Raw genomic sequence first — 12,794 nt, forward strand, 5'->3', positions numbered from 1 at the left:
GCGCTTACTTCTCGATGTAGACGTCGTCGAACGACTCGTTCAGGCCGATGGCGGTCTTGACCAGGTTCTTGACGTTGGCGCGATACAGCGTGGGAAATTCCATGTCCACCAGGAAGCCGTTGGCGACCTCGTTGACCAGCGTGGTCTGCAGCTGCGTGTAAAGCGCCTGGCGCTTGGACGGGTCGACTTCGGACGCCGCCGCTTCCCACTGCTTGTCGGTCTCGGGGTTGCTGTAGCCCTGCACGTTGGCAAACGGCGAACCCTTGACGATGTTGGACGAGATGTACAGGCGCTGCACGCCCAGCGCGGGGTCGCCGTACTGGTAGGTGAAGTTGGTGGTCAGGTCGAAGTCCCAGTTGCCGGTGCGGCTGGCCCAGCCGCCCGCATCGGTCGATTCCAGGTTGACCTTGAAGCCCAGCTGCTCAAGCGCCTGCTTGGTGTATTCGCCCAGGCGGTCCCAGGTCGAGCCGTACGGGAAGCTCAACTGGCGGATGGTGTAGTCGCCGGGCTTGATGCCCGATTCCTTGATCAGCTCGCGCGCCTTCTTCATGTCGAAGGCCATGGGCGGCATGTTCTTGTCATAGAACATCTCGGTCGTCACGAACGGGCTGGTGGACACCTTGCCCAGGCCGAAGAAGATGTTGTTGACCACCATGTTGCGGTTCATCGCGGCCATGACGGCCTGGCGCACCTTCAGGTTGTCGAACGGCGGCTTGCGCATGTTGAAGATCAGGTAGGCCTGGGGCGAAAACATCTCCCAGCCGGCCGTGGTGTATTCCACCTTGGGCAGGGCGCGCAGGCGCTTGATGTCGACGTTGTCGACGTCGCCGCCGCGCAGCACGTCCACGCTGCCGCGCTCGAACGCCACCGCGCGCGAGGCCGCATCCGGGATCACGTTGAACACCAGTTCATCCAGGTAGGGCATGCCCGGCTTCCAGTAGTCGGGGTTGCGCACCAGCTTGATGTATTCGCCGCGCTTCCATTCCTTGAACATGAAGGGGCCGGTGCCGATGGGCTTCTGGTTGGCCGGGTTGGTCATGTAGTCGGTGCCGGCGTAGATGTGCTTGGGCATCATCGGCGCAAAGCCCGGCTCGAACATCAGCATGAAGGCCGGGAAGGGCGACTTCAGCTTGATGACCACGGTCTTGGGGTCGGGCGCCTGCACCGAATCGACGAACTTGTTCAGGATCACGCGGGCCCGCGCATGGGTCTTGGGCAGCATGTCCGACAGCGTGAAGACGACGTCGTCGGCGGTGAAGGGCTTGCCGTCATGCCATTTGACGTTGTCCTGCAGGTGGAAGGTGTAGGTCAGGCCGTCAGGCGACGCTTCCCACGATTTGGCCAGGCCAGGCTGCGGTTTCAGGTCGGTCGAGTAGGTCAGCAGGCTTTCATAGATCTTGCCGGCGACGAACTGGGTCGGGCCCTGCTGGTTGATGGCCGTGACGATCACGGGCGGTTCGGGCTGGACGATCATGTTCAGCGTGCCGCCCTTGGTCTGGGCCAGGGCCTGGGTGGCGGGCAAGGCGGCGGCCAGGAGCAGGGCGCCGATGCTGAGGGAGAACCATTTCTTCGATTTCACTGCGAGCCTCCGGGCTGGAAGAGTGTCAATCAGGTGGGCGCCTGTTTACGCGGCGCGTGCCGGCTATGACAAGCAAACCTCGTGCCACCTGGGTTTCTCAGGGAACTGCGGGTGGAGCTGCTACAACAATGCTTCGTTCAGGTGCAAGTACGGCGCCGCGCACCAATGCGGCGAAAACAGTGCACGGCCCGGGGCTTACAGGCTGATGTCGATCCAGGTGGTCTTCAGGTCGCTGTACTTGTCCAGCGCATGCAGCGACTTGTCGCGTCCAAAGCCCGATTGCTTGACACCGCCGAACGGCACGGTGATGTCGCCGTCGGCATAGCAATTGACCCAGACCAGGCCGGCGCGCAGCCGCCGCGACAGGCGATGCGCGCGGCCCAGGTTGGCGGTCCACAGCCCCGCACCCAGGCCGTAGGCCGAATCGTTGGCCAGCGCGATGGCTTCGTCTTCGCTGCGAAAGCGTTGCGCGGTCAGCACCGGCCCGAAGATCTCTTCGCGGACCAGCGCGTGGGTGGCGTCAACGCAGTCGAAGATGGTGGGCTCGATGTAGAAGCCGCCGCTGTCTGTGCGCACCTGACGGCCGCCGATGCGCAGCGTGGCGCCGTCGGCCTGGCCGGCCGCAATGCGCGCCATCACCGAACGCGTCTGGCGCTCGTCGACCATGGCGCCCAGCGTGGTGTCCGGGTCCAGCGGATTGCCGGGCCGCATGTCGGCGGCGTGGCGCGCCACTTTTTCCATGAAGGTGTCGTAGATGGCGTCGTGCACGTACAGGCGCGAGCCGGCGATGCACACTTCGCCCTGGTTCGAGAAGATCGCCAGCGCGGCGATCAGCGCGGCGCGGTCCAGGTCGGGGCAGTCTTCGAACACGATGTGCGGCGACTTGCCGCCGCATTCCAGCCAGACCCGCTTCAGGTTCGATTCGCCCGAATAGGTCATGAAGCGCTTGCCGGTGGCGGTGGACCCGGTGAATGCCACGCAATCCACGTCCGGATGCAGGCCCAGCGCCTGGCCCGCGATGGGGCCGGTGCCGGGCACGACGTTGAAGACCCCGGCGGGTATGCCGGCATGTTCGGCCAGCGCCGCCAGCCGCAACGCGCTCAGCGACGACTGTTCGGCCGGCTTGAGAATGACGCTGTTGCCGGCGGCCAGCGCCGGCGCCACTTTCCAGGCGGCCATCAGTAGCGGGTAGTTCCAGGGCACCACCGCAGCCACCACGCCGACCGGTTCGCGCGTCATCGTGGCCAGCACGTTCTGGCCGGTGGGGGCGATTTCGTCGTAGACCTTGTCGATGGCCTCGCCATACCAGGCATAGCACTGCGCGGTTTCGGGCAGGTCGAAGGCCAGCGCGTCGCGGATCGGCTTGCCCATGTCCAGCGTTTCGATCAGGGCCAGCTCTTCGCTGTGGTCGGTGATGAGCTGCGCCAGCTTGAGCAAGCGCGCCTTGCGTTCTCGCGGCGGCAGGCCGGACCAGACGCCGCTGTCGAAGGCGCGGCGGGCCGCGGCGACGGCGCGGTCGACGTCGGCCTGGCCGCAGGCGGCCACGTCGGCCAGCTTGCGGCCGTCGATGGGGCTGGTGGCGACGAACGTGGCGCCGTCGGCGGCATCGGCATAGGCGCCGTCGATGTAGGCCTGGCCGCGCAAGGTCAGCGAGCGGGCCCGGGCCTGCCAGTCGTCAAAGGTGTAATGGGTCATGGCGGTGTCCTTGTCGAGTCAGCGCGGGCTGTTGGCGCGCGCCACCATGGCGTCCAGCAGCACGTTGCAGCCGGCTTCCAGGTGGCCGGGCTGGGCGTCTTCGATTTCGTTGTGGCTGATGCCGTCTTTGCACGGCACGAAGATCATGGCCGTGGGCGCCACCGCCGCCATGTAGACGGCGTCGTGGCCGGCGCCCGTCACGATGTTCATGGCCGCGAGGCCTCGCTGGGCGGCGCCCTGGCGCACCTTGTCCACCAGGTCCGGATCGAACGGGGTGGGGCGGAAGTACTGCACGTCCTTCACGTCGACCGTCACGCCATGCTTGTCGGCGATCTCGCGGCAGGCATCGCGCCAGGCGGTATCCATGCGGGTCAGCGTGGCTTCGTCTTCGTGGCGCAGGTCGGTGGTGAAGCGCACCTGGCCGGGAATGACGTTGCGCGAACCGGGGTGGGCATGGATCTCGCCCACGGTGCCGCGGCCGTGCGGCTGGTTGGCGTTGGCGATGTTGACCACGGCCTGCAGCAGGTAGCTGGCGGCGAACAGCGCGTCGCGGCGGATGCCCATCGGCGTGGGGCCGGCATGCATTTCCATGCCGGTCACCGTCACGTCGTACCACCGCAGGCCCAGCGACCCGGTCACCACGCCGATGACTTTTTCTTCATGTTCCAGAATCGGGCCCTGTTCGATGTGGGCCTCGAAATAGGCATCCACCGGGCGACCACCCACCGGGTCCGTTCCGGCATAGCCGATGGCCTGCAGTTCGTCGCGCACCGCGATGCCCTTGGCGTCGCGCGCGTTCAGCGCCGTTTCCAGCGGGAACTTGCCGGCGAACACGCCCGATCCCATCATCACCGGCACGAAGCGCGAACCTTCCTCGTTGGTCCAGATGGCCACTTCCAGCGGCGCCTCGGTCTGCACGCCCGCGTCGTTCAGCGTGCGCATCACTTCCAGCCCGGCCAGCACGCCGTAGCAGCCATCGAACTTGCCGCCGGTGGGCTGCGTGTCGATGTGGCTGCCGGTCATGACCGGCGGCAGCGCGTCGTTGCGGCCGGCGCGGCGGGCGAAGATGTTGCCCACCTGGTCCACGCGCACCGTCAGGCCGGCGTCGCGCATCCAGCCAGTGACCAGGTCGCGGCCCTGGCCGTCCAGCGCGGTCAGGGCCAGGCGGCAGTTGCCGCCCTTGGGGGTGGCGCCGATCTGCGCCAGATCCATCAGGGATTGCCAGAGACGGTTGCCGTTGACGGACAGGGAAGAAGTCATGGATGAGCCTCGTTCGGGTCAGTGGGAGGGCGCGGCGGCGTGGCGTGCCAGGGCCGCGGTGCGGATGGAGGTAAGCGTCTGGCCGGGCGCGATGCCGTCTGCGTCGTAGCGGATTTCCAGCAGCGCGGGCCGCTGTTCGCGGTCGGCGTAGGCCAGTGCGCGGTCGAACGCCGCGGCGAAGTCCTCGGTGCGCTCGACGGCTTCGCCATAGCCGCCGTAACCGCGCACGATCTGGGTGAAGTCCGGGTTCTCGAAGCCCAGCGCGATGGGGCGGCCGGGGAATTCGCGTTCCTGATGAGCGCGGATGGTGCCCCACATGCCGTTGTTGAACACCAGCACCACGATGCCCAGCCGATATTGCTGCGCCACGCCCAGTTCCTGCAGGTTCATCTGGAAGCAGCCGTCGCCGGCATAGCAGACCACGGTCTTGCCGGGATGCTCCAGCTTGGCGGACACGGCTGCCGGCAGCCCGTAGCCCATCGCGCCCACGGTGGGCGCCAGGCTGGTGCCGGGACCGGTGAATTGGCGGTAGCGGTGCGGATACAGCGCGTAGTTGCCGGCGCCCACCGTCACGCAGGCGTCCGCCGGCAGGCGCTGGTTGGCCTGCACGGCGATCGTATCCAGGCTCAGCGGTCCTGGCGCGGGCAGCGGCGCCAGCGAATCCACATAATCGGCATGCGCCTGGCGCACGGCGTCGCCGCGCGGCTTGGCGTGGCCCGGCTGCAGGCGGGCCACGGCCTGCGCAAAGCCCGTCACGCTGGCCACGATGGCCTGGGTCGGCGCATACACGCGGCCCAGCTCCTGGGCGTCAGGATACACATGGATCAGCGTCTGGCGCGGCTGCGGGCTTTGCACCAGCTGGTAGCCCTCGGTGGTGGCTTCGCCCAGGCGCGTGCCCACCGCCAGGATCAGGTCGGCCGACTGGATGCGGGCGCGCAGAGCCTCGGTCATGCCCCAGCCCACCTGGCCGGCGGCGTTGGCATGGCGCTGGTCAAAGCATTCCAGCCGTCGCCAGGCCGTGCCCACCGGCAGCTCGAAGCGCTCGGCAAAGGCGGCAACCTGGCCGATGGCCTCGCCCGTCCAGCCGCTGCCGCCGACCACCATGACGGGGCGTTCGGCGGCATCGAGCAACTGCCGCAGGCGATCCAGATCGGGCTCGCCCGGATGCGCCACGATGCGCGGGTAGGGTGGCAGGTCGGGCACCGATGCGGTCCCCCAAAGCGTGTCTTCCGGCAGCGCCAGCACCACGGGGCCTGGGCGGCCGCTGGTGGCGGTGGCGTAGGCGCGCGCCACGAATTCGGGGATGCGGTCGGTGCGGTCGATCTGCGCGACCCACTTGGCCATCTGCCCGAACATACGGCGGTAGTCGATTTCCTGGAAGGCCTCGCGTTCGTAGAAGTCGTTGCCGACCTGGCCGACGAACAGGATCATCGGCGTGGAATCCTGGAAGGCGGTGTGCACGCCGATGCTGGCATTGGTGGCGCCCGGCCCCCGGGTGACGAAGCACACGCCCGGTTCGCCGGTCAGCTTGCCGTAGGCCTCGGCCATGTACGCGGCGCCGCTTTCCTGGCGGCAGACGATGGGCTCGATGGCGCCGCGGTGCTCGTTCAGCGCGTCGATGCAGGGCAGGTAGCTTTCGCCCGGAATCATGAAGATCCGGCGCGTGCCATGGATGCGCAACTGCTGCATCAGGATCTGGCCGCCGTTGCGGACAAGGGGGGATACAGCCGTCATGCAAACACTCCGAAGTCTTCCCGCAGGCGGGCCAGGATGCCGATCAGGTGGGCGTGCATGGCATGCCGCGCGCGGATCGGGTCGCGGGCCAGGATGGCCGTCAGGATGCGTTGGTGTTCGGCGTGGGCCACGGCCCACACCTTGGTATTGACGAAGTAGTCCTGCATGCGGCTGAACACCGGGCTGGCCAGGCTCAGGTCCCACAAATGCGCCACCGACGAGGCCAGCGCCGCGTTGCCGCAGGCGGCGGCGATGGCGCGGTGGAACTCGCGGTCATGCAGGCCGGGCGAATCCGTCAGCGACATGCCCTCGTGCGCCTTGCGAATGGCTGCAAGCTGCGCGTCGGACCCCTGCTGCGCAGCCAGCGCGGCGCATTCGGGTTCGATCAGCATCCGCGCTTCGAGCAGGTCGAACGGGCCGATCTCGTCCAGGGCCGCCGCCGAGGGGGCGGCGCTGTCCCGGGCGGCCGTCACGAACACGCCCGAGCCCACCCGCACTTCGACATAGCCTTCGATTTCCAGGGCGATCAAGGCTTCGCGGATCGACGCGCGGCTGACCTGCAATTGTTCGGCCAGTTCGCGTTCGGAAGGCAGGCGGCCGCCCCGGGGGAAATCGCCCGCCCGGATGCGGCCGGCGATCTGGTCGGCAATCATTCGGTACAGGCGGGTAACGGCCACGGCTTGGAAGGTGTTCATCAACGGCTGCGTCAATCTCTTGGTCTAGTGGTCAGGCCACTTATGCGCCAAGCTTGTCATTGAAATCAAACAAAAAATAGGCCTATCAAGGGAAAACGATCAGAGGGGTTTCCCGTCTTTCTATCTGGTGGTCAGGCCAGTTATGGCGGCGTGCATGGCCCCGCGCTTTACATTTTTTGAACAATTGCCGAACAAAACCCCTGCGCTTGTGACGGGAGGCGAACCCGATAATCGCTGCGCTCCAAGGTGGGGCGACAGAGGGCGGGGCATTGCGTACGCCAGCAACGGGAGAGTGGCGTGCAGCATGGGGAATCCGCGGCGGGAAAGCCGGATTTCTGGCGGTTGGGTCTGGGCATGGTGGTCTTCGCCCTGGCCTGGCTATGGTTGTCCGACCGCGCCGTGCTGGCGCCGCCGACCGACAACATCGAACAATTGATCTGGGTCCGCAGCCTGGAGTGGGGCTACTACAAGCATCCGCCCCTGCCTACCTGGCTGCTGTGGCCGGTGGTGCAGGTGCTGGGCTGGACCGCCTGGGCCACCTACCTGCTGGGGGCAGCCTGCACGTTGGGGGCTTTCGTGTTGCTGTGGGGCCTGCTGCGCGGCATGCGGGGCGAGGCCTATGCGGCCATTGCCGCCCTGGCAGGTCTGTGCGTCACGTTCTACAACGGCCGGCTGTACTTCTACAACCATGAAATCGTCCTGATTCCGTTGGTCGCGGGGTGCGCGGCGGCCTGCTGGAAAGCCTATTGCACCCGCAAGATCGGCTGGTGGATCGTATTGGGCATCTGCCTGGGGCTGGGCGCCCTGGCCAAGTACCAGGTCGCCGTCGCGGGTCTGGCCGTGCTGCTGTTCTGGCTGAGCCAGAAAGCCTGGCGCGATCCGATGCACGTCTTTGGCTTGCAAGTGGCGGGGTTGACGGCCTTGGCGCTGTTCGCCCCGCACCTGGTCTGGTTGATCAGCCACGACTTCAAGCCGCTGCAATACGCCATGGCCTCGTCCCTGGCCGCCAGCCTGCCGTGGGGCGCGCGGCTGCACGAAGTCGCCAACTGGTGGGGCGGCCAGCTGTTCAATCGCGCCTTGCCGGCCTGGGTCTTCCTGGCAGTGCTGTGGCTGCTGGGGCGCCGTGCACGCCGGGCCGCCGTTGCGCCGCCCGCGTCGCCCTCCGGGGGGCAGGCCACCGGCCGTGCCTTGCTGCTGTCCTTTGGACTGACGCCGTTGATCTTCGTCAGTGTCATGACGCTGGTGTCCGGATCGCACATCCAGCTGCACTGGGGCACGCCGTTCCTGCTCTTCATCGTGCCTGCCGCCATGGAGTTGGCGCGGGGCGCCTGGGTCGCACCCACGCCGCTGCGCCATGCGGTGTGGGTCTTCATCGTGATCCAGCTGCTGCTGATGGCGCGTGTCGAGCTGACGTCTCCCAATGGCGCGGGCCTGCTGCGCCGCGCGTCGGACTGGCGTTATTTCGATGCGCAGGCGCTGGCCGACACCCTGCATGGCCGTGCCGTGGCCGAACTGGGCGGACCGGTCAAGGTGATCTCGGGATCGTGGGCCGAATCCGGCGCGCTGGCGCTACGTCTGCCCGAGCAGCCGGTGGTGCTGATCGATGGGCAGCTTCAATTCAGCCCATGGGTGCGGGCCGATCTGGTCGCTGAATGCGGTGCGCTGGAATTGCAGCGGGCCAGGACGCCGCCCGAAGGATTCGACCCGGTGGGGGCGGCGTTTCCGCGGCTGTACTGGCGCGTCAGGCGCCCGGCCGCTCCATGCGGCGCAAGGCCGGCCGGGTGAGGGGTGTGGGGGACGCCAGTCGTGACCGCCTGGGCTGTGGGAGCGGCGCCAGTCGTGGCCGCCGGGCTCAGGCTTCTTCGCCCGGCTCGGGCGTCTGGGTAAAGGCGCGCACCATGCGGGCGATGCCGTCCAGTTCGTCATGGGCGCCGACCACCCAGTCGGGTTTTTCGAACGGGCTGTCCGACGGCGTCTTGTCCAGGTTGGCCTTCAGATCGTCAAGCAGCTCCAGCGCCATGTCGGTGGCCTGGGGACTGCTGCGGGTGGAAAGGGCAATGGCAATCGCCAGGGCTTGGCGCAGGGCCAGCAGGCGGCCGTCCAGTTCGGTATCCACGGGGGTGTCCTTGTCGTGTAGGGGGAATGGCCGCATTTTACGGGCCGCCCGCCACGCCAGCGGGCGGATATTTGCGCAAGATCAAGGCGGTGGGGCCGCCGCAAGCGAATAATTCAAGGTATGCAAGCCGCCCTACGTCCTCTACTCGCAGACCCCCCGGCGCAAGCCGCCGAACCCTTCTTTCCGCCCCAGTTGCTGGCCCGGTTGGACAAGAACGGACCACGCTACACCTCGTACCCCACGGCAGACCGCTACCACGGCGGTTTTGGCGAACGCGAATACCGCCAGGCCTTGCGCCAGCGGCGTGAAGCAAGCCCCGCCGAACCGCTGTCGTTGTACGTGCACATCCCGTTCTGTGATTCGGTCTGTTATTACTGCGCCTGTAACAAGGTCGTGACCCGCCATCACGACCGGGCCGCTCGCTACCTCGATGCGCTGGCGCGCGAGATTTCCCTGCACGTCGCCGAGCTGGGGCAGGGCGTACCCGTATCGCAGCTGCATTTCGGCGGCGGCACGCCCACTTTCCTGTCGGACGACGAACTTGAGCGCCTGATGGCTGACCTGCGCGGTGCGTTCGTCTTTGAACCCGACGCCGAAATCTCCATTGAAGTGGACCCCCGCACCGCTACGCCCCAACGCCTGGCACAGTTGCGCAAGCTGGGCTTCAACCGCCTGAGCTTTGGCGTGCAGGACTTCGATGCGAGGGTGCAGGTGGCGGTGCATCGGGTGCAGTCGTTCGAGGACGTGCGCGACCTGATGCAAAGCGCCCGCACGCTGGGCTACGCGTCGGTCAATGTCGACCTGATCTACGGTCTGCCGCTGCAAACGACCGAATCGTTCGCGCGCACCATTGCGCAGGTCACCACGTTGCGGCCCGACCGCATTGCCCTGTACGCGTACGCGCATCTGCCCGAGCGCTTCAAGCCGCAGCGCCGCATCAACCAGACCGATCTGCCCGATCGCGAGACGCGTGTCGGCCTGCTCAGCGCGGCCATCGACGGCTTTCTCAAGCAGGGCTACACCTACATCGGCATGGATCATTTCGCGCTGAACACCGATGCCTTGGCGATTGCCAAGCAGCGCGGCGAACTGCACCGCAATTTCCAGGGGTACAGCACCCAACCCGACCGCGACCTGATCGCGCTGGGCGTGTCGGCCATTGGCCGCATCGGCAATACCTACAGCCAGAACGCCAAGGACCTGGACGGCTACTACGCCGCAATCGAGTCCGACCACTTTGCCGTGGAACGCGGCCTGATGCTCAATGCCGATGACCTGGCGCGTCGCGAGGTCATCATGGACATCATGTGCCAGGGCCGCGTGGATTTCGCCCGCATCGAATCGCGTCATGGCTTGCGCTTTGGCGACTATTTCGGACCCGAACTGTCGCAGATGACCAACCTGGCCGAGTTGGGCCTGGTCAACTTGCGGGCAGGTGAGCTGCGGGTAACCGGTCTGGGCTGGTACTTCGTCAGAGCCGTTGCCATGGCATTTGACGGCTATCTGCGCAGCGCCAGTACCGCGGCCAGCTACTCGCGGATCATCTAGCGCGGCTTATTCCGTGAACTTCTCCCTGAGGTAAAGCGCCAGCGCCAGGTCGTCAGACAGCTGCAGCTTGCGCATCGCGCGGCGCTTGTGCGTGCTGATGGTTTTCTTGCTGCGCATCAGCCGCGCGGAAATCTGCGTGACCGACAGCCCCTGGCTGATATGCCGCAGGATCTCGACTTCGGAGGCGGTCAGCAGGGCGTGCGGATGCGTCGGAGCAATGGCGCGCACCTTGCCGTCCTGGACGGACAGGAAAGGGTCTTTGCCGCTCAGTACGCCCTGGATCATGTCGGGCAGCAGGATCATGCCCCATTGCTTGGCGAGGTAGCCGTTGGCACCTGCCCGAAAGGCGGCGTACTGCGTTTCCAGCCGGTTGCCGGCCGAGAACGTGATGATCGCCATGTTCGGGTGATAACGCCGCACCCGACGCAGGAAATTCACGCCGTCCCAGGGTTCATGGGGGAGATAGAAGTCGATCAGGGCGACATGGCACGGCGCCACGGTCAGCTTGTCGAGCAGGCCGCGGGCAGAGGTTTCACGGTGCACGACGCGAAACCCCGGCCGGGAATCCAGGAAAGCGCCCACGCCCAGCGCAACCACGGGGTGGTCATCCAGGATCGCGACGCGTATCAAGGGGGGCGGTTGCGACATCAGGAGATGCTTGCGCGAATGGGTGCGATTGCCCTCTTTCTTGCCGCAAGACCTGTCGGCTGGAAGGAAAGCGGAATCTTGCGCTGAAACACTGTTCATCGATGCTCCACGGTATGGCCAAGGGAACGCGGGCGGCGTCAGGGCTGGTGTGGCGATGGCGTCCGGTGCGTGTCGGGGTTGTGATTGGTCTTAAATTTGTACGGGCAGATTACGTTTTGTTGGGCCTTCCGGATCGCCTTCGGTCCAAAATCGGACTGATGCACCGGTCGGGTTTACTCGGGGTCGACAGATCCCCGTCGTCACGGCACGCCCGGCATGACGGTGTTCGGGTAATAATCGCGTCCGGAAACCGGCCTGTTGCCGGACCGCAGCGCATCGCAAGCAAGGCGGCGGGTGGCGAATGCCCAAGAAGATTCTGGTGCTAGGCAGGGACGGTCAGTTGGGCTTCGAGCTGCGGCGTAGCCTGGCGCCGCTGGGCGCCGTGGTGGCCACCGGCCGCAGTGATTGCGACCTGACCTATCCGCTGCAGATCGCGCGGCTGGTGCGCCGTGAAAAGCCCGATGTCATTGTCAATGCGGCGGCCTATACCGCGGTGGAGCGGGCAGAAGAAGACGCCGTGCGCGCCATGCGCATCAATGCCGAGGCCGCGGGCGAACTGGCTACCCTGGCGGCTGGCCGTGGCGCGCTGATCGTCCATTATTCGTCCGACTACGTGTTCGATGGCGCCAAGGCCGGCGCCTACGACGAGCGCGACGCGCCTGCGCCGCTGAACGCCTATGGCCGCAGCAAGCTGGCCGGCGAGCAGGCGGTGCAGGCGATGAACCCGGCGCATCTGGTGTTTCGCACCTCGTGGGTCTATGGCGTTTTCGGCAACAGCTTCCTGAAGACCATGCTGATGGCCTTGCGCCAGCCGGAATCGCTGCGGGTGGTGAGCGACCAGCGCGGCGCGCCCACCGGCGCCGCCTTCATCGCTGACGCCACCGCGCTGGTCGTTGCCCGTTACCTGGCCCGGCCCGAACACGACGATTTTCCCTTCGGCCTGTATCACCTGGCCGCCTCGGGAGACGCCAGCTGGCACGAATACGCCTGTTTCATCGCCCAGCAGGCTCGCCGGGCAGGTCTGGCGGTGACGCTGACCCCGGCCGACATCCGCGCGGTGGCGTCCGACCAATACCCCACGTCCGCCCGCCGCCCCTTGAATTCACGGCTGGACAGCCGCCTGCTCGAACGCACGTTCGGCATCCGCGCGCCGCACTGGGAAGAGGGCGTGCTGCATGCCCTGGCCGCGATTGCGGACAGCCGTAACCTCGCCTGACGGGCGTCCGGGGGCGGCCTCTGGCTGCGACGTGGCGTTTTCGCCACGAAAAAGGTCCAAAGGGTGCTACAATCGGCAACGATAAGCGCGCCAGCCATTGCGCCCGCGCTCACCCAGTCCACCCCTGAAGGCCCAAGCATCATGTTTTTCCCGCTGGCACGAACTACGACCCGGAACTTTCGCCCTATGTCGCGTTAGTTTTTC

10 protein-coding genes are annotated in these 12,794 nt (G+C 66.5%); 3 read left to right on the top strand and 7 right to left on the bottom strand.

Going from position 1 to position 12,794, the window contains the following annotated elements; translation table 11 throughout:
• Positions 1-4: 4 nt before the first annotated feature.
• From U858_RS0101040 to U858_RS0101060, 5 genes are all read right to left on the bottom strand, one after another.
• A complete protein-coding gene (locus U858_RS0101040) occupies positions 5-1,579 on the bottom strand; it encodes an ABC transporter substrate-binding protein (RefSeq protein WP_025135338.1) in 1,575 nt (524 codons plus the stop codon).
• Positions 1,580-1,774: 195 nt separating this feature from the next.
• Positions 1,775-3,274 (bottom strand): aldehyde dehydrogenase, encoded by a 1,500-nt coding sequence (locus tag U858_RS0101045; protein WP_025135339.1) that lies wholly within the window; start codon positions 3,272-3,274, stop codon positions 1,775-1,777.
• 18 nt (positions 3,275-3,292) lie between these two features.
• On the bottom strand, positions 3,293-4,534 hold the full coding sequence (locus U858_RS0101050; RefSeq protein WP_025135340.1) for a Zn-dependent hydrolase: 1,242 nt from the start codon (positions 4,532-4,534) through the stop codon (positions 3,293-3,295).
• An 18-nt stretch (positions 4,535-4,552) separates the two neighbouring features.
• The gene (locus U858_RS0101055) at positions 4,553-6,268 is read right to left on the bottom strand and encodes a thiamine pyrophosphate-binding protein (RefSeq protein WP_025135341.1); all 1,716 of its coding nucleotides are present in this window, start codon (positions 6,266-6,268) and stop codon (positions 4,553-4,555) included.
• Positions 6,265-6,963: a FadR/GntR family transcriptional regulator gene (locus U858_RS0101060; protein WP_025135342.1), complete on the bottom strand. Its 699-nt coding sequence runs from the start codon at positions 6,961-6,963 to the stop codon at positions 6,265-6,267. The genes U858_RS0101055 and U858_RS0101060 overlap by 4 nt, the downstream gene beginning before the upstream one ends.
• A gap of 297 nt (positions 6,964-7,260) precedes the next feature.
• On the opposite strand from U858_RS0101060, the gene U858_RS0101065 reads away from it, so the two are divergent.
• Positions 7,261-8,748: a glycosyltransferase family 39 protein gene (locus U858_RS0101065; protein WP_025135343.1), complete on the top strand. Its 1,488-nt coding sequence runs from the start codon at positions 7,261-7,263 to the stop codon at positions 8,746-8,748.
• 67 nt (positions 8,749-8,815) lie between these two features.
• Here the strand turns inward: U858_RS0101065 and U858_RS0101070 are convergent, their stop codons facing one another.
• On the bottom strand, positions 8,816-9,079 hold the full coding sequence (locus tag U858_RS0101070) for a hypothetical protein (RefSeq protein WP_025135344.1): 264 nt from the start codon (positions 9,077-9,079) through the stop codon (positions 8,816-8,818).
• A 120-nt stretch (positions 9,080-9,199) separates the two neighbouring features.
• Between U858_RS0101070 and hemN the strand changes: the two genes are divergently transcribed.
• Entirely contained in the window at positions 9,200-10,627 is a 1,428-nt protein-coding gene (hemN, locus tag U858_RS0101075) for an oxygen-independent coproporphyrinogen III oxidase (protein ID WP_025135345.1), read from the top strand.
• A gap of 6 nt (positions 10,628-10,633) precedes the next feature.
• Here the strand turns inward: hemN and U858_RS0101080 are convergent, their stop codons facing one another.
• A complete protein-coding gene (locus U858_RS0101080; protein WP_232786465.1) occupies positions 10,634-11,275 on the bottom strand; it encodes a response regulator transcription factor in 642 nt (213 codons plus the stop codon).
• Between the two features lie 400 nt (positions 11,276-11,675).
• On the opposite strand from U858_RS0101080, the gene rfbD reads away from it, so the two are divergent.
• Positions 11,676-12,590, top strand: a complete 915-nt coding sequence (rfbD, locus tag U858_RS0101085; protein WP_025135347.1) for a dTDP-4-dehydrorhamnose reductase — start codon at positions 11,676-11,678, stop codon at positions 12,588-12,590.
• The last annotated feature ends 204 nt before the right edge of the window (positions 12,591-12,794 follow it).

Origin of the sequence: Achromobacter sp. DH1f (assembly GCF_000633435.1) — a bacterium.
GTDB classification, from domain to species: Bacteria; Pseudomonadota; Gammaproteobacteria; order Burkholderiales; family Burkholderiaceae_B; genus Achromobacter; species Achromobacter deleyi.